The following is a 25,068-nucleotide window of genomic DNA, read 5'->3' on the forward strand; positions in this document are numbered from 1 at the left end:
TCCAACTTTACCCGTCCCATTCCGTTCCGCCAAATCGGCCGGCACCGGAATGGTGTGGGCACCACAAATCACCGCGACCCCATCGCCCGCCCGAAGGCATGACGATCAAGCCGTGCTGAGTTTCGTGGTTTCCGTCAGGACGGCCGCTCCGGGCCTCGATGTCGAGTCCCGTTCGCTCGCCCGTCTCCCTGGCGGCTCGGAAAACATTACTCCTAGATCGGCGGTTCGCCAAATCGGGGTCCGGACGGGTGTAACACCCCTGCACAACCGCCATTGTCAACGCCGTTGACTCCATGCCGCCCCGGTGATGGGATGCCGGAACACGACGAGGAGTGCTCATGACGTACGCGGATCTGGTCTTTGTGAACGGCCCCCGGACGCTCGCGGTCGCCGACGGCCGGATAGTCGGCGACACGGCCGACCTGCGGGGCCCGAAGACCGAGGTCGTCGACCTGCGCGGGCGCCTGCTGATCCCCGGCTTCCAGGACGCGCACATCCACGCCGTCATGGGCGGCGTCGAGCTCGGCCAGTGCGACCTCACCGGCACCGTCGACCGAGACGAATACCTGCGCCGCATCCGCCGGTACGCCGACGACCACCCCGATGCCGAGTGGATCGTCGGCGGCGGCTGGTCGATGGAGAGCTTCGAGAACGGCGTGCCCGACCGCCACCTGCTCGACAGCGTCGTGCCCGGCCGTCCGGTCTTCCTGATCAACCGCGACCACCATGCCGCCTGGGTCAACACCGTCGCCCTCGAGCGCGCCGGCATCACCCGGGACACTCCCGACCCCGAGGCGGGCCGCATCGACCGTGACGCGGACGGCCACCCGATCGGCGCACTCCAGGAGGGCGCCATGTCGTTGATCGACCTCCCCGGCGCCACCACCGAGGAACGGGTCGCCGGGCTGCTGCGGGCGCAGGCGCTGCTGCACTCGCTGGGCATCACCGCGTGGCAGGACGCGATGGTCGCGGCGACCAACGGCTACGACGACGTCTCCGAGGCGTACGAGAGAGCCGCGCGCGACCACCTGCTGACCGCGACCGTCGTCGGCGCCCTCTGGTGGGACCGGGAGCGCGGCGCCGAGCAGATCCCCGAGCTGGTCGCCAAGCGGGAGCGCCTCACGCTCGGCCGCCTGCGCTGCGACTCGGTCAAGTTGATGCTGGACGGGATCGCCGAGAACTTCACCGCCGCGATGACGGCGCCCTACCGCGACTCGTGCGGCTGCGCGACCACCAACCGGGGGCTCGACTTCATCGATCCGGAGGCGCTGAAGGGCTACGTCACCGAGCTGGACGCGCTGGGCTTCCAGACGCATTTCCACGCGCTCGGCGACCAGGCGGTCCGCAATGCCCTGGACGCCGTCGAGGCCGCTCGCAAGGCGAACGGGCACCTCGACACCCGGCCCCATCTGGCCCACCTGCAGGTAGTACACCCGTACGATGTCCCGCGTTTCGCGCAGCTGGGCGCGACGGCCAACATGCAGCCGTACTGGGCGGTGCACGAGCCGCAGATGGACGAGCTCACCATCCCGTTCCTGCACCCGGATCTCGCGGCCTGGCAGTACCCGTTCGGCGATCTGCACCGCTCCGGCGCGCGCCTCGCGGGCGGCAGCGACTGGCCGGTCAGCACGCCGGACCCGATCCAGGGCATCCACGTGGCGGTCAACCGGGTCCTGCCGGGCGAGACCGGCCCGAGGTTCCTTCCGGATCAAGCCCTCGACCTGGGTACGGCGTTGCGCGCCTACACGGCGGGCGCCGCCTATGTGAACCACCTCGACGACACCGGCGGCCTGCGCCCCGGGATGCGCGCCGACCTGGTGGTGCTCGACCGGGACCCGTTCGCGGCCCCCGTGGCGGAGATCGGCGAGACGAGGGTGGCGCTGACCTACGTCGACGGCAAGCTGGTGTTCGACTCGGAGTCGGGTTCGGCGGTGCGCTGAGCCGGCACCTTGCGAAGGTGGAAGGCGGGGACCGGCGCGGGCAGAGGCGGCGCCTCGAGAGCGGCCGGCACCGGCGCGGGCGCGAGGGCGGGCGGCGCGACGACCGGCCGCGGCACCAGCGTGAGCACCACGGCGAGCAGCGCCGTCACGGCGATCGCGTCGACCCAGTAGTGGTTGCCGGTCACCACGACGACGAGCAGGGTGAGCACCGGGTGGGCCAGCCAGAGCCAGCGCCCGCGGCGGCCGGCGGAGGCGGCGACCAGGGCCAGCGCGACCACCACGGCCCAACCGACGTGCAGGGAGGGCATGGCCGCGTACTGGTTGCTGAGCGTGTCGGTGCTGGGCGATCCGTACACCGAGGGCCCGAAGAGCCGGCCGGTGTCGGCCATGCCCGCCGAGGTGAGCATGCGCGGCGGCGCGAGCGGGTAGAGCGCGTGGACGACCAGGGCGAACGCCGTCAGGGTGGCCAGGGTGCGGCGCATCCAGAGGTAGATCTCGGGCCGCTTGACGTACATCCAGATCAGCGTGATCGCGGTGGCCGGGAAGTGCACGTACGCGTAGAAGCAGTTCGCCGCCCGTACCCAGAAGGTGTGTGACAGCAGCGCGCTCTGCAGGCTCTCCTCGCTGGGCAGATGCAGCGCGCGTTCGAAGTCCCACACCGAGGCGGCGTTGCGCATGGCCTCCTCGACATGGCCTTCGACCAGGATCCGGCCCATTTTGTACGCGAGGAAGAGCACCGCGACGAGCAACAGCTCCCGCGCCGCACGCCGGGCAGCCACCCTGTTCACCTGGCACCTCCAGACGATCACGCGGGCCGCGATCATCCCCCAGCATCTTCCAGATCTTGCAGGGCACGCAAATTTTCACGGGGAGAAGTGAGTCACCTTCACAGGGTGATCTCAGGGAAGGGAAAGGGATGTCAGCTCAGCGGGACGTCCAATCGGGCCGCAAGCTCCCCGGCCGTTGTGCCGAACGTCTCGACCACCCGGACCCCGTCCGGCGAGAGCGCGAAGGTCGCCACGTCGGTGTAGACCCGGCTGACGCAGGCCCTTCCGGTGAGCGGATAGGTGCACGACGGCACGAGCTTCGGCTTCCCGTCCTTGGCGAACAGGGTCATCATCACGAAGACCTGCTTGGCGCCGATGGCGAGGTCCATCGCCCCGCCGACCGCGGGAATGGCGTCCGGGGCGCCCGTCGACCAGTTCGCCAGGTCGCCGGTCGCGGACACCTGAAAAGCGCCCATGATGCACACGTCGAGGTGCCCGCCGCGCATCATCGCGAACGAGTCGGCGTGGTGGAAGTACGAGGCTCCGGGCAGCTCGGTCACCGGTTGTTTGCCGGCATTCGTGAGGTCCGGGTCGATCTCGTCGCCGGTGGCGAGCGGGCCCATGTTGAGCATGCCGTTCTCGGTGTGCAGCACGACGCCGCTGCCCGGCCGCAGATAGGAGGCGACCATCGTCGGCTGGCCGATCCCGAGATTGACGTACGCTCCGTCGGGAATGTCCCGGGCCACGACCTCGGCCATCTGCTCACGCGTCAAACTCACGGCACGACCACCCGGTTCACATAGATGGCGGGAGTCACGACAGCCTCCGGATCGAGCTCGCCCACCTCGACGACTCGCGACACCTGCGCGATGGTCACGGCGGCGGCGGTGGCCATGACCGGCCCGAAATTGCGGGCCGTCTTGCGATAGACGAGATTGCCCATCCGGTCGGCCAGGTGCGCCTTGATCAGCGCCACGTCGCCGCGAATCGGATATTCCAACAGGTATTCCCGTCCGTCGATGACCCGCACTTCCTTGCCCTCGGCCAAAGGTGTGCCCACGGCGGTGGGGCTGTAGAAGGCGCCGATGCCCGCGCCGGCGGCCCGCATCCGTTCGGCGAGATTGCCCTGCGGCACCACCTCGAGCTCGATCTTCCCGGCTCGATAGAGCCCGTCGAACACCCAGGAATCGGACTGCCGGGGAAAGGAGCACACCACCTTGCGTACGCGGCCGGCCGCCAGCAGCGCCGCGAGCCCGGTGTCGCCGTTGCCCGCGTTGTTGCTGACGATCGTCAGGTCGCCGGCGCCGTGCTCGATGAGCGCGTCGATGAGCTCGACCGGCATGCCCGCCATGCCGAACCCGCCGACCAGCACCGTGTCGCCGTCGCGGACGGCACGAACCGCCTCGCCGGCCGGCATGATCTGCGCCGTCACGACTCCCCCAGCACGCGCGCGGCGATGCGGAAGGCGGTGTTCGCGGCCGGCACGCCGCAATAGATCGCGGTCTGCAACAGCACTTCCTTGATCTCGTCGTCGGTCAGCCCGTTGCGGCGCGCCGCGCGCACGTGCATGGCCAGTTCCTCCTGGTGGCCCAGGGCCACCAGCGCGGTCAGGGTGATCATCGAGCGGCTGCGGCGGTCCAGGCCGGGCCGGGTCCAGATCTCACCCCAGGCGTACGCGGTGATGAGCTCCTGAAAATCGCGGGTGAACGGCGTCGTCCCCGCCACGGCCCGGTCCACGTGCTCGTCGCCGAGGACCTGACGCCGTACGGACATGCCCGCCTCGCGGACGCGCTCGATCGTCGTGGGCCCGCCGAAGTGCTCGTCGAGCAGGGCCGCCACGGCGTCCGGCTGCTCGGCCGGGGCCAGATGGGCCACGCCCTCGAGCACGACCAGGCGGCCGTCGCGCACCTCGGCGGCGATCCGGGCGAGCCCCTCGGGCGGAGTGGGCTGGTCGACGGCGCCGGCCACGGCGAGAACCGGAGCGGTGATCTCGCCGAGCCGCTCGCGCACGTCGAACGCGGCGAGCGCTTCGCAGGTGAGCGCGTAGCTCTCCGGGTCGGTGGCGCGCAGCGCGTCGAGCAGGGCCCCGGCGACCGCGGGGTGCTGCCGCGGGAAGTGCGGGGCGAACCAGCGCTGCAACGAGCCGGCGACGACCGCGTGGGTGCCCTCCGCGCGTACCGTCTCGGCCCGCTGACGCCACCCGGCGGCCTCGCCGATCTTGGCGCCGGTGCAGATCAGCGCGGCTGACTCGACCCGCTTCGGCGCGTCGAGCAGCAGCTGGAGGCCGACCGCGCCGCCCACCGAGTCGCCGGCGTAGCGGAACGGCTCGCCGGGCCGGATCTCGTCGGCCAGGGCGAGCACGTCGCGGGCCAGGTCGGCGACGCTGAACGCGCCGGCGGCCGGGGCGCCGCGGCCGTGGCCGGGCAGGTCCCAGGCGACGACATGGTGCCGGCTCTTCAGCAGCCGGGCACAGCGGCCCCAGAGCGTCTCGGCGGAGGTGCCGAGCGAGGGCCCGAGCAGCAGCAGCGGACGGTCGGGCGCGTCGACGAGAACGGAAGGGGTCAGCAAGGCTTCTCCGCGGCTCGGGCCAGGACGGCGTCGATGATCTCGTCGGTGGCGCCCAGGTACGGCCTGTCCGAGGGGCCGTACCTGCGCTGCTCGGCGTCGATGCCCGGGCGTGCTTCGGCGAGGGTCGAGGCCATCCGTACGGGGTCGGCGCGCAAGCCGGTGAGCAGGTCGGCGGTCTGGGAGCCGGCGACGACCGTACGGCGGGCGAGGGTGCGCAGCGTGGCCCACTCGACGTGCCACGACCCGTCCGGCCGCTCGTCGACGGCGTCGGCGGCCGCGATGTGCAGGGTCGCGGCGAGCGGCGGCGCGGCCAGCGCGGCCCGGCGGATCAGCACCGAGAGCACCGGGTTCTGCTTGTTGGGCATGGCCGAGGATCCCCCGCCCCGGCCCTCGCGAAGCTCGCCGATCTCGGGGCGGGCGCCGACCAGGACGTCGTTGGCGATCTTGCCCCAGGCGTCGGTGCAGGTCACGAGCGCGTCGGCGAAACGGGTGAGGGGTGCCCGGCTGGTATGCCACGGCTCGCGCATCGGCAGCCCCAGCGTCGCGGCGGTGGTGGCGACCAGCTCGCGGGCCTTCGCCGGGCTGCCGGCCAGGGCGGTGGGCGCGGCCAGGCTGCCGGCGGCGCCCCCGATCTGGATCGGCAGATCCTGGGCGGCGAGCGCGTCCCGGGCGTCGAGCACGCCCTGGAGCCATCCGGTGACCTTGAGGCCGAACGTGGTGGGGATGGCGTGCTGGGTGAGGGTGCGGGCGACCATGTCGGTGCCGCGGTGCCGGTCGGCGAGGGCGGCGAGCGCCTCGATCTGCGTGGCGAGATCCTCGCGGATCCGGGCGGCCGCGTCGCGCAGCACCAGCACGAGCCCGGTGTCCAGCACGTCCTGACTCGTCAGGCCGGCATGGATATTTCCGACATCGGCCCGTTTCTTCAGCAGTTTGACCAAGGGGATGACGGGGTTGCCGCCCTCTTCGGCGTCCCGGGCGAGGTCAGCGAGATCGCGCGAGTCGACTAAATCCGATAAATCGGGCGCGAGGTGGGGTGGGCCGGAGCCGGGCACGGCCGGGTGGGGTGAGGCGGAGCTTGACGCGGTGAGGCCGTGGTGGTGGAGGGCGGCGAGCCAGGCGGACTCGACGTGGAGCAGGGCGGTCAGGACGGCCTCGTCGGTGCAGAGGCCGGCCGCGCGGGTGTCGCCGGGCCAGAGGAGGTCGCTCATGCGGCCTGGCCGGGGAACGTCAGGAACACCGTCTCACCCTCGCCCTGCAGTCGGATGTCGAAGCGCAGGCCCCGCTGTTCGCGGGTGGTGATCAGCGTAGCCCTCCGCTCGGGCGGAAGCCTCTCGAGAAGCGTGTCCAGGTGGCCGGACGGCACGTAGGCGCGGGTGAACAGCCGGTCGGTCAGCCCGCGGGCGAAGACCGTGATCGCGAAGAAGACCGGCGGTTCCAGGGTGGTGAACCAGTAGTGCCCGTCCGGGTCGGTCTGCGCGCGGCCCCAGCCGGTGAAGGTCCAGCCGTCGCGCCGGATCGAGCCGCCGACCTGGGGCACCGCGCCGGCCGGGTCGGCCTGCCACACCTCGATCACGGCGTCCGGGACCCCGTCGCCGTTGCCGTCGAGGACCCGCCCGTGCAGGCGGATGGCGTCCGGGCGGCCCGGTGGCACGAGCTCGTTGTCACCCTCGTACGGCAGGCCCAAGTGGAAGAACGGCCCGACAGTCTGCCCGGGAGCGTGCGTCACGGTTGGCCCTCTTCTTCCGTCGGGGTGCGGTGGGTGCCGCCGAGCACGATGTCCCAGCGGTAGCCGAGGCTGTACTCGGGCGTGGTCAGCTCGTGGTCGTAGGTGGCGAGCAGGAGGTCGCGCGCCTTCTGGTCGGTGATCGACTGATAGATCGGGTCGAGGTCGAAGAGCGGATCGCCCGGGAAGTACATCTGGGTCACCAGGCGCTGGGTGAAGTCGGTGCCGAAGAGCGAGAAGTGGATGTGCGCCGGCCGCCATGCGTTGAGGTGGTTGCGCCACGGGTACGGCCCCGGCTTGATCGTCTGGAACCGGTAGACGCCGTTGTCGTCGGTGAGACAGCGCCCGGCGCCCACGAAGTTCGGGTCGAGCGGCGCCGGGTGCTGGTCGCGCTGGTGCCAGTAGCGCCCGGACGCGTTCGCCTGCCAGATCTCGACGAGCTGACGCCGGACGGGCCGGCCCTGCCCGTCGACCACCCGGCCGGTGACCACCATGCGCTCGCCGAGCGGCTCCCCGGCCCGCTGGATGGTCAGGTCGGCCTCGTCCGCCGCCACGTCGCGGCTGCTGAAGCAGGGCGCCCACAGCTCGACGCCCTCCGGGTCGACGAGCGTCAGGTCCTTGGTCGGGTGCCGCAGCACGCTGCTGCGGTACGGCGGATAGTCGAGCCGGGGCTGCGGCCCACCGCTGCCGCGCAGCTCGGCTATCTCTCGGCTGATGTCCGCCTGAGTCTCCACACCGGGGACGCTAGACCGGCGCGGTCCACGAGACGATACTTGCCTTCCGCTGAACGGAAGGCAGGCGCATCGATGGGCGCAACTGTGACGTCCCGGGTGCTCGATCTCCTGGGCGCCTTCGACCACGATCACCGCAGCCTGACCCTGAGCGACCTGGCCCGGCGCGCCGGCCTCCCGCTGGCCACCGCGCACCGGCTGGTCGGCGAGCTGACGAAGGGGGGCGCGCTGACCCGGCTGCCCACCGGCGAGTACGTGATCGGCCGGCGGCTGTGGGACCTCGGGTTGCTCTCCCCCGTGCAGTCCGGCCTGCGGCAGGCGGCCTCGCCGTTCCTGCACGACCTCTACGGCGCCACCCTCGCCACCGTGCACCTCGCGGTCCGCGACGGCGGCGAGGTGCTCTACGTCGACCGGCTCGCCGGGCACGTCTCGGTCCCGGTGGTCAGCAAGATCGGCTCGCGGCTTCCGCTGCACGCCACGGGGGTGGGCAAGGTCCTGCTGGCGTACGCGCCGGAGGACGTGCGCGCCGAGGCGTTCGCGCGGCTGACGCGGATCACCCCGTACACGATCACCCAGCCCTCCCGGCTGGCCGAGCAGCTCCGCCGGGTGCGCACCGACGGCTTCGCGACCACCGGCGAGGAGATGAGCCTCGGGGCGTGCTCGGTGGCCGTGCCGGTGCGCGGCGAGGCCGAGCAGGTGGTGGCGGCGCTCGGCATCGTCGTGCCCGACCTGCGCCGCGAGCAGGCCCGGTTGATCTCGGCGTTGCAGGTCGCGGCGCGCGGCATCGGGCGCACGTTGGCTTCCGCTCAGTGGAAATAGGGCCTTGCCGCCACGCTCGCGCTGCCGTTGGCTGAGCGCATGCGCACCCAGGTCGCCATCATCGGCGCCGGCCCCGCCGGACTGCTCCTCGCCCACCTCCTGCACCGCGGCGGTGTCGACGCCGTCGTGCTCGAGACCCGATCCCAGGAGTACGTGGCCGCGCGCATCCGCGCCGGCATCCTGGAGAGCTCCAGCGTCGAGCTGCTGGAGTCGGCCGGGCTCGGCGACCGGCTGCGGCGCGAGGGGCACGAGCACCGCGGCATCTACCTCCAGTGGCCGGGCGAGCGGCACCACCTCGACTTCGTCGACCTGACGGGCCGCAGCGTCTGGGTGTACGGGCAGACCGAGGTGCAGAAGGACCTCGTGGCCGCCGGCACCGCCGTGGCCTTCTACGAGGTCAGCGAGGTGGAGCTGCACGACGTCACCGCCGACCGGCCGTACGTGACCTTCGTGGACGCCGAGGGCGTGGCCCAGCGCCTCGACGCGGAGGCGATCGCCGGGTGCGACGGGTCGTTCGGGCCGTCGCGGCACGCGGTTCCGGCGCAGACGTTCGAGCGCGTGTACCCGTACAGCTGGCTCGGGATCCTCGCCGATGTCGCCCCCTCCACCGACGAGCTCATCTACGCGTGGCATCCGCACGGGTTCGCGCTGCACTCCATGCGGTCCGAGACCGTCAGCCGGCTCTACCTGCAGGTGCCGAACGGGACCGATCCGGCGGACTGGCCGGACGACCGCGTCTGGGAGGAGCTGGCGACGCGGCTCGGCCACGGGCAGGACGGCTGGAAGCTGACGCCGGGCCCGATCACCGACAAGAGCGTGCTGCCGATGCGCAGCTACGTGCAGACGCCGATGCGACACGGACGGGTGTTTCTGGCCGGCGACGCGGCGCACATCGTGCCGCCGACCGGGGCCAAGGGGCTCAACCTGGCGATCGCGGACGTCGCCCTGCTGTCCCGCGCGCTGATCGCGCTGCTCGTGGACGGCGATGCGGCGCTCGCCGGCTCGTACTCCGACGACGCCCTCCGGCGGGTCTGGCGGTGCACGCATTTCTCCTGGTGGATGACGACGATGCTGCACGTCGGCGACGACCCGTTCGACGCGCAGCTCCAGCTCTCCCAGCTGCGGTGGGTGGCCTCCAGCGAGGCGGGGGCGCGCGGGCTGGCGGAGAACTACGCGGGCCTGCCGATCGGCTTCTGACCCATGCACTAGTTGACATATGCGCAGGTAAAGCGATCACTCCCGTACGCTATGGTGGGCTGCGGCCGACCGCATTGGAGTGACCTTGACCCGCCTCCAGGACATCGACTGGACCGCGCCTTCGCCGCCGCCTCCCGAGGCGAGACGAGAGCGGAAGATCGGCTCGCTGGAAGTGCTCGCGGCGCTGCTCGTGCTGCTGGTCCTCTTCCGCGGGCCGCTCGCCGGGCTCGTCGACGCCCCCGGGCTCCAGACCTGGACCACCGTCTTCGTGTCGGTGCTCGTGCAGGCGGCGCCGTTCCTCGTCTTCGGCGTGGCGCTCTCCGCGGTGATCGCGGTGTACGTGCCGCGCTCGTTCTGGGCCCGCGCGCTGCCGAAGCATCCGGCCCTCGCCGTGCCGGCGGCCGGCCTCGCCGGCGTCGCGCTGCCCGGCTGCGAGTGCGGCAGCGTGCCGATCGCCGGGTCGCTGATGCGGCGCGGTGTCACGCCCGCGGCCGCGCTGGCGTTCCTGCTCGCCGCGCCCGCGATCAACCCGATCGTGCTGACCGCGACGGTGGTCGCCTTTCCGGGCCGGCCCGAGATGGCCGTCGCCCGCGGCGTGGCGAGCCTGATCGTCGCCGTCCTCATGGGCTGGCTGTGGCTGCGCCTCGGCAAGCAGGAGTGGATCCGGCTCCCCCACCGCCCCGAGCTCGACGACATGTCCAGGGCGCGGGCGTTCTGGGCGGCTTGCCGGCACGACGTCATGCACGCGGGCGGCTTCCTGGTGGTCGGCGCGGCCGCCGCGGCCACCATCAACGTCGTCGTCCCCGACGCGTGGCTGCAGAGCCTGGCCGGCAACGCGGTCCTGTCGGTGATCGCGCTGGCGGTGCTCGCCGTGCTGCTGTCGATCTGCAGCGAGGCCGACGCCTTCGTGGCCGCGTCGCTGTCGCAGTTCTCGCTCACCTCGCGGCTGGTCTTCCTGGTGGTCGGCCCGATGGTCGACCTCAAGCTGATCTCGATGCAGGCCGGCGTCTTCGGCCGCCGGTTCGCGTTCCGCTTCGCGCCGGCGACGTTCCTGGCCGCCCTCGGCATCGGCACCGGCGTGGGGGTGATCCTGCTGTGAGTAAGTTGACGCAGGCAGTGGTGATGCTGCTGTTCGGTGGGGCGATCCTGCGGGCCTCGTTCACCGACCTTTACCTGCGCTACGTCAAGGAGGGGCTGCGGCCCTTCCTGATCGCCGCCGGGCTGCTGCTGGTGGCCGCGGCGGTGATGACGTTGTGGTACTCGTTCCGCTCCCCGGAGGGCCACGACGACGGCCACGGCCACGAGCACCACGAGCCGAAGGTGGGCTGGCTGCTGCTCCTGCCGGTGCTCGGGCTGCTGCTCGTCGCGCCGCCCGCGCTCGGCTCCTACGCGGCCGAGCAGGCGGGCAGCGTCGTCGCCCAGCCGGACGGCAACTCCGACTATCCCCCGCTGCCCGCCGGCGACCCGGCCGACCTCAGCCTCGTCGACTACGCGTCGCGGGCGCTGTTCGACGCCGGCGAGAGCATGCGCGACCGCGACGTGCGGCTCACCGGCTTCATCACGACCGCGCCCGACGGCAAGCCGATGCTGGCCCGCATCGTGCTCACCTGCTGCGCCGCCGACGGCCGCCCCATCAAGATCGGGCTGGCCGGCCGCGCGCCGATCGACGTCCCCGCCGACACGTGGGTCGAGGTCATCGGCCGCTACACGGCCCAGACCGGCAAGGACCCGGTGAACAACGTCGACGTGGCCTACCTCGAGGTGAAGACCTGGCAGGAGATCACCGAGCCGAAGCAGCCGTACGCATGACCATGACCGCCGAACGGCCCGGGGACGTCGCCGCGCCGCGACGAGGCCGCGCCCTCACCGTCATCACCCTGACCGTCGCGCTCGGCGCCGCGGCGTTCCTGCTCCTCGGCACGCCGGGAACGAAGACACCGGCGCCGCCGCCGGCCCGCACGGACGCCGCCACCGCGTGGCCCTCCGCCGCCCGCGCCGACCTCCCGGCCGGGCTGCCCGACGGCCCGCTCTTCAACCCGACGCTGTTCCTCGACGCGACCACCGCGGTCGGCACGGCGCCCACCCCCGCGGGCTCGGAGCAAAGGCTGCTGCTGCGTACGGGCGACGAGCTGCGCGAACTGCGCCGCGTCCCGCTCGACGGCAACCCGCAGTTCGAGGCGTTCACCGTCGCCGGCGACCAGATCTTCTGGACCGAGTCGACGGCCGGCTCCACCAGCGTGCGGATCTGGACGGCGAACCGCTCCGGCGGCACGGCCCGCATGCTCACCGCCGACACCGGCAACGCGGTCTTCTACGGCAACCAGTACGACCTGGTCGTCGCCGAGGACCGCGTCCACTGGACCGCCGCGCCCGCCTCCGGCCGCGGCACCGAGGAGACCGAGATCCGCTCGGTGCCGGTGACCGGCGGCCCCGTCCGGGTGAAGGTCGAGACCGGCCAGTGGTCGCTGTCGGCCTGGCCCTGGCTGGTCGACGACGGCAGCTCCTCGGGCACGCCGCGCCTGCGCAACATGTCCACCGCCCGCGACCGCGAGATCGTCAGCCCCGGCGCCCAGCAGCTCACCTGCGGCCCGGTCTGGTGCCGCGCGATGGTGCTGGGCGACAACACGGTGGCCCGCATCGACGTCGTACGCCCCGACGGCACCGACCGCCGCCGCGTGGCCGGCGGCGCCGCCCAGTCCGCCGTCACCGACGTGGCGATCCTCGACCGCTTCGAGATCCTCGCCGAGCAGACCGCCGACTCGGACCTGACCGGCACGTCCGCCCTGGTCGTCTACGACATCGCCACCGGCCGCACGGTCGACGTCTCGGCCAAGGCCGACGGCGCCTTCTCCCGCGGCGGCATGCTGTGGTGGTCCACCTCCACGGCGGACGACGAGATCACCTGGCACTCGCTGGATCTGCGCACGGTGTAGAGACGGTCCTGTCCGGTCACGCCCAGCCGCGACCCTGCCCCGTCACGCCCAGCCGCGGCCCTGCCCCGTCACGCCCAGCCGACCGGACGTGCCTCAGCCAGGCGGTCCTGTCCCGTCACGCCGAGCCGAGAAGACGGGCCTCAGCCGACGCCGTCCACATAGACGAAGCCGCCCGAGTAGGGCCTCGTGCCCAGGCGGATCCGGTAGATGCCGGCCGTGCCGAAGCAGAGCGGGCTCCGCACGCCGGCGGGCATGGCGCCGGCCGGGTCGGTGTAGCCGACGGCGGACCGGTTGTCGACGACGGCGCACCCGCCCGGCCGGATGCGGAGCCATTCGGGGTCGAAACGATCGACCCGGACGACGGTCACCGGCTCGTCCGCCGGCGGCCCGACGACCGTCGCCGGGCGCTGCTCCGCGGGTGGAGGCCCTGGCGGGGCGTTCCACGGGCGGTGCCAGGCGAGGACCACGGCCACCGCGACGGTCAGGGACGCCGCGACACCGCGCCGGCCCAGCGCTGTCGTGGTCCGGTCGAGATCGCGGACCAGCCGTCCCAGCGGCCAGCCGTAGAACACGTGCGCAGCGTAGGCGATGGCGATCGGCACGGGGCGGCCGCTGATGCCGTACCGCTCGGCGAACGGGCTGAGCAGCGCGACCGTCTCGAGGAACAGGCCCCACGCGACGGCCCACAGCACCGGGCGGCGGGCGGCGACGGCCGCGTAGGCGATGCCGAAGGTCACGCCGTTGGACAGGTGGTAGAGCCAGCCGAGCGTGGAGGTCAGCGGCGAGGAGGACGACGCGTCGGCGATCAGGAGCCCGTAGGTCTCGATGGGCGCGAAGACACGCTGACCGGCGAGGGCGAACGGGACACGGACGACGTCGTAGCCCACGACGCCGGCCAGTCCCCCGACCGCGCCGGCCCGGATCCTGGCCCGCAGCTCCGGATCGACACGCGGAAGGCTCCCGGCCACGGCGAGCGCGACCATCGTGGGCACCGAGACGAGCCAGAAGACGACATGCATGGGCGCCACCCCGTAGAGGTCGGCGAGCAGCGCCGCGATGGACCCACCGGCCAGCAGCACCACCACGAGACGCCGCGCCCAGGCCCGAACGGCCGGGGCGCCGGCTTTCCCGGCGTTCAAAGTCCGGGCGCTCACTGCGACGCGGGCGGGATCGGCGGGCGCGGCCGGCGAGCGGGGCCCGCTTCGCCGTCGTCCGGATCGTTGGGGACGACGCGGGCTCGGCCCGCTTTCGGCGGCTCGGCCTCGCCGGGCCGTGCCGGCCTGCGTGGTGGCCGCAGCTCGCGGTTGGGCGCGTCGGGAACGAAGTCGTCGAGGTCGTCCCAGGGCCGGCCGCGGCCGTGGGGGCCGCTCGGCGGCTGCTGCGGCGCCGGCTCGGGCGGCGGCGGGATGGGATGGATGCCGTGGTCGGCCGCCGCCGAACGGTAGATCTGCCCGCGGCCGCTGTCGCCGGGCTCGTAGGTGGACGACCTGTAGACCGTGCCCCGATCCGAGCCGGACTGCGGCTCCGGCACCGGTTCGGGGTGGCCGTGCGGCGGCTCGATCAGCGGCTCGGGGCGGATCCCCGGGTCGGGCACGCCGAGACCGGGCGGCCGCTCGCCGGGTGGCTGATGGTGCTCAGGGGGCCGAGGGTCCGGCGGCCGGGCATCCGGTTGCGGCGGCCACAAGGGGCGGCGCTGACGCTGCTCGGGCACCGCTGGATCCGGCGGCGGCTGTGGCGGCACGTTCAAAGGTGGCAGCGGCCCCGCGTCCGGCGGCGGCCGGCCCTGGGACGCGATGCGGGGTGCCCCGCGGGCGAGGGCGGCCGCCGCGGCTCCCGCGCCCAGGCCGATCAGGGCGCCCACCGCGGAAGCGCTCGCGCCGATGGAGCCGCGGACCAGCACGTGGCCCGCGCCGGGCGAGCCGAACCAGGCCAGCACCCCCTCCAGGCCCAGGCCGGCGCAGGGGCGGCCGTCCGCGGTGACGCACTCGTTCCAGCCGCCGTCGTCGGCGTAGGCGCCGCGCATCCGTATCAGCTGGGAGGCTCCGGCCAGGACCAGGACGGCGACGATGCCCGGTGCGCGCGAGCCGCGGGCGAGGGTGACCGACACCAGCGCGGCGAAGACCGCGGCCAGCATCTTGAAGACGTAGCTGTCGATCAGGCCGTCGAGCAGCAGGCCGGCGCCCTCCCCGACCATCACCATGAACGGGTTGACCATGGCGTCCACCCGCGGGTTGGCCTTGCCGGCGAGGATGCCGCAGAGCCCGCGCCAGACCCGGACCAGCGCGAACGTGAGGATCACGCCGATCGGCGAGGAGGCCAGCGCCAGCAGCACCAGTCCCAGCACGATCGCCGCCGCCGACTCGACCAGCGTGGCGATGATCAGGGCCACCGACAGGCCCCACAGCAGCATCGCGAAGGCGCCGGGCCGGCTCGTGGTCATGGCCTCGGCGAACCGCCGGGGCAGGATTGCCATGTCGGCGCGGAAGGCCGTCCAGCCGCGCGACCAGGCGTACGTGATCACGCCGCTGATCAGGGTGAACAGGATGAGCCAGTAGACGGCGTTGAGGGTGTGCCCGTCGGCCGTCGCGGTCGTCGGGGACCCCTCCGCCTTGCTGCCTTCGAGGCCCACCGCCATCGCGTAGGTGTTCCAGGCCCATCCGGTCACGAAGGCCACCACGCTGAGCAGCAGGGTGAGGCGCCAGTGGGCACGCGTCCAGCTGCCCCACTGCGCGAGGACGTCCCGGGTCCACCGGACGCTCTCCTGGAACGACATCGTCTCGGCCACGCGATCACCCACCTGCGCCGGGCACGATCGTAGGCATCCGCGCGGGCGGCGGGCAGTCGCCTTTACGTCGCTGCGGAAGGCCGACAGGCGGGCGCGCACCGGGCCGCGCGCGCCAGCAGGTAGCGCTGCTCGGCCAGGCTGGCCGTGGCCTTCGCGGCCCTGCGGTAGTGGTCGTGGGCGGCGGCCCCGTCGCCTGCCTTCTCCAGCAGGTGGGCGCGGACCGAGAGCAGGCGGTGGTGGCGGGCCAGGCGGTTGTCGGCGTCCAGGGTGGTGAGCAGGGCCAGGCCGGCCTCCGGCCCGCGGATCTCGGCGAGGGCGATGGCGCGGTTGAGCGTGACCATCGGGTTGGGGGCGATCCGTTCGAGGATCAGGTAGAGCGCGTGCACCTGCGCCCAGTCGGTCTCGCCGGCCGTCGCCGCGTCCGAGTGGGTGGCGGCGATGGACGCCTGCACCAGATAGGGGCCCAGGGCCGGGCCGGCCAGCGCCGCCTTGACCAGGGTCATGCCCTCGTCGATCAGGGCGTGGTCCCACAGCGTGCGGTCCTGCTCGTCGAGCGGCACCAGGTCGCCGGCCGGCGTCGTGCGGGCCGCGCGGCGCGCGTGGGTCAGCAGCATCAGCGCGAGCAGGCCGGTCACCTCGCCGTCGGCGGGCAGCTGCGCGTGGACCGCGCGGGTCAGCCGGATCGCCTCGCGGGCCAGGTCGGTGCGATCGACGGCCGTGTAGCCCTCGTTGAAGATCAGGTAGAGGACGTGCAGGACGGCCGGGAGGCGTTCGGCGGGCTCGGGCACGCTGAATTTGCCGCCCGCCTCCTTGATGAGCCGCTTGGCCCGGCTGATCCGGACCGCCATCGTGCTCTCCGGCACCAGGAACGCGCGGGCGATCTCGGCGGTGGTCAGGCCGCCGACGGCGCGCAGCGTCAGGGCGATCCGCGAGCCCTCGGTCAGCGCCGGGTGGCAGCACAGGAACAGCAGCACCAGGGTGTCGTCGGTGTCCGGGATCTCGTCGGGCACGACGTCGGCGGACGCGGCCGACTCCCGGTCGCGGCGCGCGCGGTCGCTGCGCACCTGGTCGACGAGCCGGCGGGAGGCGACCGTCGTCAGCCAGCCGCGCGGGTGGGCGGGCACGCCCTCGGCCGGCCACTGCACGGCGGCGGCGAGGACGGCCTCCTGCACGGCGTCCTCGCAGTCCTCGAAGCTGCCGTGCCGGCGCACGAGCGTGCCGAGGACCTGCGGCGCGAGCTCACGCAGCAGGCCCTCGACCGGTGACCGGGTCACGCTTCCAGGGCTCCGTCGTAGAACATCACCTGCCGCACCTCGACGGCGAGGCCCGGGATGGCCGCGTCCGGGACCTTCGCCGCGATCGCCAGGGCCCGCTCCCGGTTCTCGCAGTCGACCAGGTAGAAGCCGCCCAGGTATTCCTTGGCCTCGACGAACGGCCCGTCGGTCACGACGGTGCGGCCGTCGCGCACCGAGACCACTGCCGACTGCGACGGGTCGGCCAGGGCCTGCGTCATGATCAGCTCGCCGGACTCCTTCAGCTCGGCGAGCAGGGCGCCGTGGCCCTCGCCGATCGCCGCCTGCTCCTGTTCGGTCAGCGCCTCGAGAACGGCCGGGTTGATGTGCATGCCGATCACGAATTTCATGCGAGTGCTCCTCACGGTGTCACGGGGCCGGGCCGGCCCCTGTCACCCATGAGTCGGAGCCACCGCCGCGAGTTTTACATCCTCACGGTCGCCGGCGCGCGCCGGCGACGAGGGCCACGCCGCCCGCCGCGAGGGCGATCTGCAACGCCAGCTCGATCCAGTCGACGCCGGGGGTCTCGTCCACGCCGACCAGCGCCGCCAGGAACGTGCCGAGCAGGGCGGCGACGACGCCGATCAGCAACGTCAGCCAGAGGGGAATGCTCTGCTTGCCGGGCACGACCAGCCGCCCCAGCGCTCCGATGATCAAACCGATGATGATGGCCGTGAAAATCCCAGTGATCTCCATGCTGCCTCCAGAGTGGTCCGTTCCAGCATGGACCCCGGCGGCCCGTCAGCGGGAGAGCCGCTTGGCCTTTTGAATCTGCTCGTAGACGTGGGTGCGCAGCTCGGTGAAGCGGGGATCGGCGCGGGTGTGCAGCTGGTCGCGCTCGGCGGGCAGGTCGACGGTGATCTCGTCCTGCACGACGGTGGGCGAGGACGACAGCATGATGACGCGGCGGCCCAGGTAGACGGCCTCGTCGATGTCGTGGGTGATGAACAGGACCGTCACGTTGAGCCGCTGCCACAGCGACCGCACGAGATCTTCCAGGTCGGCGCGGGTCTGCGCGTCGACGGCGGCGAACGGCTCGTCCATCAGGAGCGTGGAGGGCTCGTACGCGACAGCCCTCGCGATCGCCACGCGCTGCTGCATGCCGCCGGAGAGCTGCCAGGGGTACGCCGACTCGGTGCCGGCCAGGCCCACGGCCGCCAGCGCCTTGTCCACGAGCTCGTCGCGCCGCTGCCGGGGCACGCGCTTCTGTTTCAGCGGCAGCGAGACGTTGTCGCGCACGCTCATCCACGGGAACAGGCTCCGCCCGTACTCCTGGAAGACCATCGCGAGGCCCGGCGGCGGGCCGCTGACCTGGTGCCCGTCGAGGGTGACCGTGCCGCCGGTCTGCTGGAGCAGGCCGGCGATGCAGCGCAGCAGCGTGGTCTTGCCACAGCCGGACGGGCCGACCAGGCAGACCAGGTCGCCGTTCTCGACGGTGAACGTGAGGTCGCGCAGCGCCTCGACCTCGCGGCCGCCGGAGCTGTAGACCTTGCGCAGCCCTTGCACTTCAAGCATGTCCGAGTCCCCTTATGACCGGCGCTGCGCGTCGCGCAGCCCGTGGTACCAGCGGAGGGCACGCCCCTCGGCGAGCCGGAACAGCAGCGACAGCGCGAAGCCGAGCAGGCCGAGCAGGATGATCCCGCTCCACATCTCGGGGATGGCGAAGCTGCGCTGGAACTGCACGATGGTGAAGCCGAGGCCGTTGCTGGCCGCGAACATCTCACTGATCACCATCAGGATGATCGCGATGGACAGCGCCTGCCGCAGGCCGGCCGCGATCTGCGGCGACGCCGACGGGAGGATGACGGTGCGGATGCGCGCGGCGCCTCGTACCCCATAGGCCTTGGCGGTGTCGAGCTGGACCCCGTCGACCGCCCGGACGCCCTCGACGGTGTTGAGCAGGATCGGCCACACGCAGCCGAAGACGATCACGATGACCTTCATGCCGTCGCCGATGCCGGCGAACAACATGATCACCGGTACGAGGACCGGCGGCGGGATGGCGCGGAAGAACTCGAGGACGGGCTCGACGGTCGCGCGCAGCCGCCGGTTGAGGCCGATCGCCACGCCCAGCGCGACGCCGAGCAGCGCCGCCAGCACATATCCGGCGAACAGCCGCACGAGGCTGGGCAGGACGTCGGCCCGGAGGCGTTCGGGGGTCCACGTGTCCACGAAGGCCCGCAGGATGTCGCGCAGCGGCGGGGCGTAGAAGTTCTCGCTGCCGCTGCTGAGCACGAACCAGCCGAGCAGCAGCAGCACGGGCAGGCCCGCGACGTACAGGAAACGCCTCATGCCGGAACCTCCCCGCGCACCGACTGGTGCCACGACAGCGACCGGCGCTCGAAGACGCGCGCGGCCAGGTTGATCGCCACGCCGAGCAGGCCGGTGACGGCGATCAGCGCGTACATGTCCGGCACCGCGCCCGAGGTCTGCGCCACCGCGATCAGCTTGCCCAGGCCGGGCGCGCCGATGACCAGCTCGGCGGTGACCGCGAGCACCAGGGCCACCGAGGCGGCGAGCCGGATGCCGGTGAAGACGTACGGCAACGCGGTCGGCCAGAGCACGTGGCGCACCCGCGCCCAGCCGCTGAACCGGAAGCTGCGCGCGGTCTCGTCGGCGATCGGGTCGACGTCCGCCACGCCGTACAGCACCTGGACGAGCACCTGCCAGAACGACGCGTAGACCACCAGCAGCAGCACGGACCCGAGATCGGTGCCGTAGAGCAGGACGGCCAGCGGGATCAGCGCCACCGAGGGGATCGGCCGCAGGAACTCGATCGTCGACGCGGTGGCGGCGCGCAGGACGGGCACCGCCCCGACGACGATGCCCACGACCACGCCGGCGGCGACCGCGATCAGCAGGCCGATCGCCCATCCGGTGAGGGTGTCGCCGACGGCCTGCCAGAACGCTGCCGTGCCGAGCTCGTCGGCGAGCGCCGCCGCGATCTCGCTGGTGGGCGGCAGATAGGCGTCGTCCACCAGGCCGAGTCGCGGCAGCAGCTCGATCACGAGGAGCAGCCCGCCCAGCCCGGCGAGGCCGAGCAGGGCGGTGCCGCGGGAACGGGAGCTCACGGCAGCAGCTTCGCCAGATCGGGCGTCTTGCCGTCGAAGATGCCGTCCTTGGCGCCGAGGTCGGCGAGGGTCTGCACGGACGCCTCGTTGATCTCGGCCGGCCACTTCGGGAGGATCATCGCGGCCCGGGTCTTCTCGTCGATCTTGGTGTACGTGCCGAGGACCGCCCGCACCTCGTCGGGGTGGGCGTCGGCGTACGCGAGCGACTCGTTGATCGCCTCGGTGAACCGCTTGACCAGGTCGGCGTCCTCGCCCTGCAGCTTGGTCGACGTGAAGTAGGCCGCCACCGACAGGTTCGGCGCCGCGTCGACGAAGTTGGAGGCGACGAGCCGCGCGCCGGCCGCCTTGGCCTCGGACAGCTGCGGCTCGACCAGCCAGGACGCGTCCACCTGCCCGCCGGCGAGAGCCGCCGGCGCGTTCGGGAACGGCATCTCGACGAAATTGATCTTCGACGGGTCGCCGCCGGCCTTGCGCACCGACTCCCGCACGGTGGTGTCGCCGATGTTCTTCAGCGTGTTCACCGAGATCTTCTTGCCGGCCAGGTCGGCCGCGGTCTTGATCGGGCTGTTCGCGTTGACCACGACGCCGCCGAAGTCCTTGCCCTGCTCGCCGACGGACGAGACGCCGGCCGAGACCGCCTTGATCGGCACGTCCTTCGTCTGCGCGATGAGCAGCGACGTGAAGTTGCTGAAGCCGAACTGGAACTGGCCGCTGACCACGCCGGGCACGATGGCCGCGCCGCCCTGGCCGCTCTCCATCGTCAGGTTGATCTTGCGGTTGCTGAAGAAGCCCTTCTGCTGGCCCAGGTAGATCGGGGCCACGTCGACGATCGGGATGACTCCGACCTTGACCTGGTCGACGCCGTTGCTGTCGGTGCCGCCACCGCCGTCACCGGACGATCCACAAGCACCTGTGCCGGCGATGAGCGCCGCTATAGCTACACCTATCAGGACACGCCGCATAACGTTCCTCCGGTTTAGGCTGTGCGCATTGCGAACGAAAGTTCTCGATGAGAACGCTAGGATGTGTGCCGTGTCACGTCAACGATCTTTATCAATCGTTAGCAAGCTATGAGGTCGCCCGATTTCGTCCAGTCGCTGGAGCGGGGCCTCGCGGTCATCCGGGCCTTCGACGCCGGCCACCCGGAGCTCACGCTCAGCGAGGTCGCGAGGATCTGCGGCCTCACCCGGGCCGCCGCGCGCCGCTTCCTGCTGACCCTCGCGGACCTGGGATACGTACGCACGGACGGCCGCCTCTTCTCGTTGACGCCCCGGGTGCTCGAGCTCGGATACGCGTACCTCTCCAGCCTCTCCCTCCCCGAGGTCACCGCGCCGCACCTGGAAAGGCTGGTGGCGCAGCTGCACGAGTCGTCGTCGCTGTCGATCCTCGACGGTGACGACATCGTGTACGTGGCACGCGTGCCGACCTCGCGCATCATGGCGGTCGCCATCACCGTGGGGACGCGCTTCCCGGCGTACGCGACCTCGATGGGCCGCGTCCTGCTCGCCGCGCTGCCGCCGCAGGAGCTGGAGTCCTACCTGGCTCGCGTGTCCCCCGCCCGGCTCACCGCGAAGACGGTGACCACGGCCGACGCGCTGCGCGCCGAGATCGCGAAGGTACGGGCCCAGGGCTGGTCGATCGTCGACCAGGAGCTCGAGGAGGGACTGCGGGCGATCGCCGCGCCGATCCACGACCGCGCGGGCACGGTGGTCGGCGCGGTGAACGTCTCGGTGCACGCGGCGCGCGCGACGGTGGACGTGATGCGCCGGCGCTTCCGGCCGGCCCTGCTCGCCGCCACCGCGGCCATCGACGCCGACCTGCGCAACAAGGCGGCAATCATCCGAACCGGGTGAGGCGCGAACGGCCGCGCCCGGCGACCGTCTTGGCATGAGCGCCGCGGCGACGGTTGTGTTCCTGGCGGTGGTGGGTGCCCGCTTCGCCGTTCCCCTGTTCATCCCGCGCTACCCGCTGCCCGCGATCCTCGCCGCGCTGATCCTCGACGGCGTCGACCAGACGATCTTCCAGGCGTTCGGGTACGACCCGCCCGGCTACCAGAACTACGACAAGGCGATGGACGTCTACTACCTCGCCATCGCCTACCTCGCGACGCTGCGCAACTGGGCCGGCATGCCGGCCGTCGGGGTGGCCCGGTTCCTCTACTTCTACCGGCTCACCGGCGTCGTGCTGTTCGAGTTCACCGGCTGGCGGGCGATCCTGCTGATCTTCCCGAACACCTTCGAGTACTTCTTCATCGCGTACGAGGTCATCCGGCTGCGCTGGAACCCGGACCGCTACGGCCTGCGGTACTGGTGCCTGGTCGCCGCGGCCATCTGGATCTTCGTGAAGCTGCCGCAGGAGTGGTGGATCCACATCGCCCAGCTCGACGTCACCGACACGGTGGCCGCCTATCCGGTGGCAGCCGCGCTGGTCGCCGTGGTGGCCGCCGGGCTCGCGGTCGCCGTCTGGCTCTGGGCACGCCCGCGCCTGCCGCGACCCGACTGGTCCTGGCACGTGCACGCGGACCCGCTGCCGGACGAGGTCGCCACGACCCCGCGCTTCGTCGCCTGGGTGGTGGCGCACCGGCGCGTGCTCTCGGCCGCCACGCTGGAGAAGATCGTCCTCATCGGCCTGCTCAGCGTGATCTTCGGCGAGCTGCTGCCGGGTCTGCGCACCACCGGCCTCCAGCTCTTCCTCGGCATCGCCGCCGTCGTCGTGGTGAACGCCGCCGTCACGCTCTGGGTGGCGCGCGGGCCGTTCAGGGTGGCCACGATGGCCGGGGCGTTCGCCGCCCGGGTCGCGCTCAACGCCACGCTGGTCGTGATCGCCGGCCTGCTGCTGGGCCGCTTCAACTGGGCCGCCGCGTTCTTCTTCGTCCTGCTGCTGAGCCTGCTCACCCTGCTGGACGACAGGTACCGCCCGGCCTACGACTGCCGGAAGTTTCGGAGCCGTGACGTTGTGATTTCCGGAACAGCCGGTTAAAGTTTCGATCGATCCGGGTCACTTTTTGCTGGTGCGGCGCCGAGGTAGGGCAAGCCTCAGCCGCGTTGTTGGTTCCGAAAGGCTTCGGCATGAAACCCCGCTTCCTTGCCCTCGCGCTCGTCATCCCCGTCGCCGGCGTGCTCTTCGCCGGCACCGCCGACGCGGCCACCACGCTCGGCGCCTCGGCCGCGGAACAGGGCCGCTACTTCGGCACCGCCGTCGCCGCGTACAAGCTGAGCGACACCACCTACGCCAACCTGCTCCGCACCGAGTTCAACTCGGTGACTCCGGAGAACGAGATGAAATGGGACGCCACCGAGCCGTCCCAGGGCACGTTCTCCTACGGCTCCGCCGACCAGATCGTCAACCTCGCCAAGAGCCAGGGCAAGAAGGTACGCGGCCACGCGCTCGCCTGGCACTCGCAGCAGCCGCCCTGGGCGCAGAGCCTGAGCGGCACCGCGCTGCGCAACGCGATGGTCAACCACGTCACCCAGGTCGCCACCCACTACAAGGGCCAGATCGACTCGTGGGACGTGGTGAACGAGGCCTTCGCCGACGGCGGCAGCGGCGCCCGGCGCGACTCCAACCTCCAGCGCACCGGCAACGACTGGATCGAGGTGGCGTTCCGCGCGGCCCGGGCGGCCGACCCGGCGGCCAAGCTCTGCTACAACGACTACAACACCGACGGGCAGAACGCGAAGAGCAACGCGGTCTACGCGATGGTGCAGGACTTCAAGGCCCGCGGGGTGCCGATCGACTGCGTCGGCTTCCAGTCGCACTTCAACGCGCAGTCGCCGCTGCCCGCCGACTACCAGGCCAACCTTCAGCGGTTCGCGAACCTCGGCGTCGACGTGCAGATCACCGAGCTGGACATCGAGGGGTCGGGCACGGCGCAGGCCAACTCGTACGCCGCGGTCGTGCGCGCCTGCCTCGCGGTGACCCGATGCAACGGCATCACGGTCTGGGGCATCCGCGACTCCGACTCGTGGCGGGCCAGCGGGACGCCGCTGCTCTTCGACGGCTCGGGCAACAAGAAGCCGGCGTACACGGCGACCCTCACCGCTCTCAACGGCGGCACGACGCCGACCACCCCGCCCACGACCACCCCGCCCACGACCACCCCGCCCGATCCGGGTGCCGGTTGCACGGCGTCGATCACGCTCAACCAGTGGAACGGAGGCTTCGTCGCGACCGTACGGGTGACGGCCGGAAGCACGGCGCTCAGCGGATGGACGGTCGGGGTGACCCTGCCGTCCGGGGCCGCGGTCACGAACACCTGGAACGCGCAGGCGTCGGGAACGTCGTTCTCGAACGTCGGCTACAACGGAACGGTGGCCGCCGGTGGCAGCACGGAGTTCGGCTTCCAGGGCACGGGCACCGGGCCGTCCGCCACACCCACCTGCGCCGCCCGATGAGCCGCGGGGCCGCACGGGGTACCTACCTGCCCCGCGCGGCCCCGCTCCACCGTCGACTCTGGTCCTGAGCCATCGACAGCCCTAGGCTTCCAGGCCACGACTTCCCCTCCTCCTGATCCGCGAGATCAGGACGGCGCCGCCGCGGGACCGTCCCCCGCGGCGGCGCCGTTTTTCACGTCCGCGTCACGCGGCGCTGACTGCCCGTGCACGGGTCGCCCCATCGGTACCACCCTCATGGTGCGCGAACTGGGGGATGTGCGAAGCTGCGCGCTAAATTCCGCATCCGCATCGCACTCCTCGTTGTCCGGAGGCCCTCGATGGCATCATTCCTCTCCCTTGTCGCCGGGGTCGTGATCGGCTTCGCGGCCGGCTGGCTCCTGCGCCCCATCCGCAAGCCCGGCGCGCCCGCGGCCGGGACGCCCACTCCGCCCAGCGCCTCGACCGCCGCCGCCTCGACCACCGCCTCGACGGCCGCCACCTCGGCGGCCACCGCGCCGGCCGCCGCCGACCCGGTCACGACCGACTCGGTCACGGCCGACTCGGTCACGGCCGACTCGGTCACGGCCGACTCGGTCACGGCCGACCCGGTCACGGCCACAGAGGAAGAGGCAGCGAAGCCCGCCGCCGACACCCAGCCGGCGCCGGTCGCCACCACGACCGACGCGGTCGTCGTCGACCCGGAGCCGGCCGCCACCGCCCCCATCACCGCGGCCACCGACGCCATCGCCGAGCCCACTACCTCCCCCGCCTCGTCCGCCACGACCGAGCCTGTTGCCGCCGAGCCCACCACGACTGAGCCTGTTGCGACCGAGCCTGTTACGACCGAGCCCGCCACGACTGAGCCTGTT

25 protein-coding genes and 1 pseudogene are annotated in these 25,068 nt (G+C 72.1%); 10 read left to right on the plus strand and 16 right to left on the minus strand.

Features of this window, described 5'->3' with window-relative positions; genetic code table 11:
• The first annotated feature begins 338 nt into the window (after positions 1-338).
• The gene (locus Ade02nite_RS47310; protein ID WP_203778005.1) at positions 339-1,940 is read left to right on the plus strand and encodes an amidohydrolase; all 1,602 of its coding nucleotides are present in this window, start codon (positions 339-341) and stop codon (positions 1,938-1,940) included.
• Here the strand turns inward: Ade02nite_RS47310 and Ade02nite_RS47315 are convergent.
• The 7 genes from Ade02nite_RS47315 to pcaH form a co-directional block, all read right to left on the minus strand.
• Positions 1,886-2,719: a phosphatase PAP2 family protein gene (locus Ade02nite_RS47315; RefSeq protein ID WP_239169591.1), complete on the minus strand. Its 834-nt coding sequence runs from the start codon at positions 2,717-2,719 to the stop codon at positions 1,886-1,888. The two genes, Ade02nite_RS47310 and Ade02nite_RS47315, sit on opposite strands and share 55 nt — an antisense overlap.
• Before the next feature lie 140 nt (positions 2,720-2,859).
• Positions 2,860-3,486 carry a 3-oxoacid CoA-transferase subunit B gene (locus Ade02nite_RS47320; protein WP_275410004.1) on the minus strand — a complete coding sequence of 209 codons (627 nt, stop codon included), beginning with the start codon at positions 3,484-3,486 and terminating at the stop codon, positions 2,860-2,862.
• On the minus strand, positions 3,483-4,139 hold the full coding sequence (locus Ade02nite_RS47325; protein ID WP_203778007.1) for a 3-oxoacid CoA-transferase subunit A: 657 nt from the start codon (positions 4,137-4,139) through the stop codon (positions 3,483-3,485). Before Ade02nite_RS47325 ends, Ade02nite_RS47320 begins: the two co-directional genes overlap by 4 nt.
• Positions 4,136-5,275, minus strand: a complete 1,140-nt coding sequence (pcaDC, locus tag Ade02nite_RS51045; RefSeq protein WP_239169592.1) for a bifunctional 3-oxoadipate enol-lactonase/4-carboxymuconolactone decarboxylase PcaDC — start codon at positions 5,273-5,275, stop codon at positions 4,136-4,138. The genes Ade02nite_RS47325 and pcaDC overlap by 4 nt, the downstream gene beginning before the upstream one ends.
• The gene (locus Ade02nite_RS50120; RefSeq protein WP_239169593.1) at positions 5,269-6,483 is read right to left on the minus strand and encodes a lyase family protein; all 1,215 of its coding nucleotides are present in this window, start codon (positions 6,481-6,483) and stop codon (positions 5,269-5,271) included. The genes pcaDC and Ade02nite_RS50120 overlap by 7 nt, the downstream gene beginning before the upstream one ends.
• The gene (gene pcaG / locus Ade02nite_RS47335) at positions 6,480-7,001 is read right to left on the minus strand and encodes a protocatechuate 3,4-dioxygenase subunit alpha (RefSeq protein ID WP_203778009.1); all 522 of its coding nucleotides are present in this window, start codon (positions 6,999-7,001) and stop codon (positions 6,480-6,482) included. Before pcaG ends, Ade02nite_RS50120 begins: the two co-directional genes overlap by 4 nt.
• Complete coding sequence (gene pcaH, locus Ade02nite_RS47340; protein ID WP_203778010.1) at positions 6,998-7,732, minus strand: protocatechuate 3,4-dioxygenase subunit beta; 735 nt, start codon at positions 7,730-7,732, stop codon at positions 6,998-7,000. The genes pcaG and pcaH overlap by 4 nt, the downstream gene beginning before the upstream one ends.
• A gap of 72 nt (positions 7,733-7,804) precedes the next feature.
• Between pcaH and Ade02nite_RS47345 the strand changes: the two genes are divergently transcribed.
• From Ade02nite_RS47345 to Ade02nite_RS47365, 5 genes are all read left to right on the plus strand, one after another.
• The gene (locus Ade02nite_RS47345) at positions 7,805-8,548 is read left to right on the plus strand and encodes an IclR family transcriptional regulator (protein ID WP_203778011.1); all 744 of its coding nucleotides are present in this window, start codon (positions 7,805-7,807) and stop codon (positions 8,546-8,548) included.
• Between the two features lie 39 nt (positions 8,549-8,587).
• Positions 8,588-9,745 (plus strand): 4-hydroxybenzoate 3-monooxygenase, encoded by a 1,158-nt coding sequence (locus tag Ade02nite_RS47350; protein ID WP_203778012.1) that lies wholly within the window; start codon positions 8,588-8,590, stop codon positions 9,743-9,745.
• A 79-nt stretch (positions 9,746-9,824) separates the two neighbouring features.
• The gene (locus tag Ade02nite_RS47355) at positions 9,825-10,844 is read left to right on the plus strand and encodes a permease (RefSeq protein ID WP_203778013.1); all 1,020 of its coding nucleotides are present in this window, start codon (positions 9,825-9,827) and stop codon (positions 10,842-10,844) included.
• Positions 10,841-11,554 (plus strand): TIGR03943 family putative permease subunit, encoded by a 714-nt coding sequence (locus Ade02nite_RS47360; protein WP_203778014.1) that lies wholly within the window; start codon positions 10,841-10,843, stop codon positions 11,552-11,554. Before Ade02nite_RS47355 ends, Ade02nite_RS47360 begins: the two co-directional genes overlap by 4 nt.
• Positions 11,551-12,678 carry a hypothetical protein gene (locus tag Ade02nite_RS47365; RefSeq protein ID WP_239169594.1) on the plus strand — a complete coding sequence of 376 codons (1,128 nt, stop codon included), beginning with the start codon at positions 11,551-11,553 and terminating at the stop codon, positions 12,676-12,678. The genes Ade02nite_RS47360 and Ade02nite_RS47365 overlap by 4 nt, the downstream gene beginning before the upstream one ends.
• Positions 12,679-12,818: 140 nt before the next feature.
• Here Ade02nite_RS47365 and Ade02nite_RS47370 read toward each other — a convergent pair whose 3' ends face one another.
• From Ade02nite_RS47370 to Ade02nite_RS47410, 9 genes are all read right to left on the minus strand, one after another.
• A complete protein-coding gene (locus tag Ade02nite_RS47370) occupies positions 12,819-13,817 on the minus strand; it encodes a hypothetical protein (RefSeq protein ID WP_203778015.1) in 999 nt (332 codons plus the stop codon).
• Positions 13,818-13,828: 11 nt separating this feature from the next.
• Positions 13,829-15,463: a hypothetical protein gene (locus tag Ade02nite_RS47375; protein ID WP_203778016.1), complete on the minus strand. Its 1,635-nt coding sequence runs from the start codon at positions 15,461-15,463 to the stop codon at positions 13,829-13,831.
• A gap of 62 nt (positions 15,464-15,525) precedes the next feature.
• Positions 15,526-16,737: an RNA polymerase sigma factor gene (locus Ade02nite_RS47380; RefSeq protein WP_203778017.1), complete on the minus strand. Its 1,212-nt coding sequence runs from the start codon at positions 16,735-16,737 to the stop codon at positions 15,526-15,528.
• Positions 16,734-17,105, minus strand: coding sequence for a YciI family protein (locus Ade02nite_RS47385; RefSeq protein ID WP_203778018.1), 372 nt, complete (start codon positions 17,103-17,105; stop codon positions 16,734-16,736). Before Ade02nite_RS47385 ends, Ade02nite_RS47380 begins: the two co-directional genes overlap by 4 nt.
• Before the next feature lie 82 nt (positions 17,106-17,187).
• The gene (locus Ade02nite_RS47390) at positions 17,188-17,451 is read right to left on the minus strand and encodes a GlsB/YeaQ/YmgE family stress response membrane protein (protein ID WP_203778019.1); all 264 of its coding nucleotides are present in this window, start codon (positions 17,449-17,451) and stop codon (positions 17,188-17,190) included.
• Positions 17,452-17,496: 45 nt separating this feature from the next.
• The gene (locus Ade02nite_RS47395; protein WP_203778020.1) at positions 17,497-18,270 is read right to left on the minus strand and encodes an ABC transporter ATP-binding protein; all 774 of its coding nucleotides are present in this window, start codon (positions 18,268-18,270) and stop codon (positions 17,497-17,499) included.
• Positions 18,271-18,282: 12 nt separating this feature from the next.
• A complete protein-coding gene (locus tag Ade02nite_RS47400; RefSeq protein ID WP_203778021.1) occupies positions 18,283-19,047 on the minus strand; it encodes an ABC transporter permease in 765 nt (254 codons plus the stop codon).
• Positions 19,044-19,826 carry an ABC transporter permease gene (locus Ade02nite_RS47405; protein WP_203778022.1) on the minus strand — a complete coding sequence of 261 codons (783 nt, stop codon included), beginning with the start codon at positions 19,824-19,826 and terminating at the stop codon, positions 19,044-19,046. The genes Ade02nite_RS47400 and Ade02nite_RS47405 overlap by 4 nt, the downstream gene beginning before the upstream one ends.
• Complete coding sequence (locus Ade02nite_RS47410; protein WP_203778023.1) at positions 19,823-20,788, minus strand: ABC transporter substrate-binding protein; 966 nt, start codon at positions 20,786-20,788, stop codon at positions 19,823-19,825. Before Ade02nite_RS47410 ends, Ade02nite_RS47405 begins: the two co-directional genes overlap by 4 nt.
• Before the next feature lie 108 nt (positions 20,789-20,896).
• Between Ade02nite_RS47410 and Ade02nite_RS47415 the strand changes: the two genes are divergently transcribed.
• From Ade02nite_RS47415 to Ade02nite_RS47430, 4 genes and pseudogenes are all read left to right on the plus strand, one after another.
• A complete protein-coding gene (locus Ade02nite_RS47415; protein ID WP_203778024.1) occupies positions 20,897-21,679 on the plus strand; it encodes an IclR family transcriptional regulator domain-containing protein in 783 nt (260 codons plus the stop codon).
• A 34-nt stretch (positions 21,680-21,713) separates the two neighbouring features.
• Positions 21,714-22,805 (plus strand): hypothetical protein, encoded by a 1,092-nt coding sequence (locus Ade02nite_RS47420; RefSeq protein WP_203778025.1) that lies wholly within the window; start codon positions 21,714-21,716, stop codon positions 22,803-22,805.
• 89 nt (positions 22,806-22,894) lie between these two features.
• A complete protein-coding gene (locus Ade02nite_RS47425) occupies positions 22,895-24,220 on the plus strand; it encodes a glycoside hydrolase family 10 protein (protein WP_203778026.1) in 1,326 nt (441 codons plus the stop codon).
• A gap of 317 nt (positions 24,221-24,537) precedes the next feature.
• Positions 24,538-25,068 (plus strand): annotated as a pseudogene (locus tag Ade02nite_RS47430) (hypothetical protein); the annotation flags it as partial.

Source organism: Paractinoplanes deccanensis (assembly GCF_016862115.1).
Classification (GTDB): Bacteria; Actinomycetota; Actinomycetes; order Mycobacteriales; family Micromonosporaceae; genus Actinoplanes; species Actinoplanes deccanensis.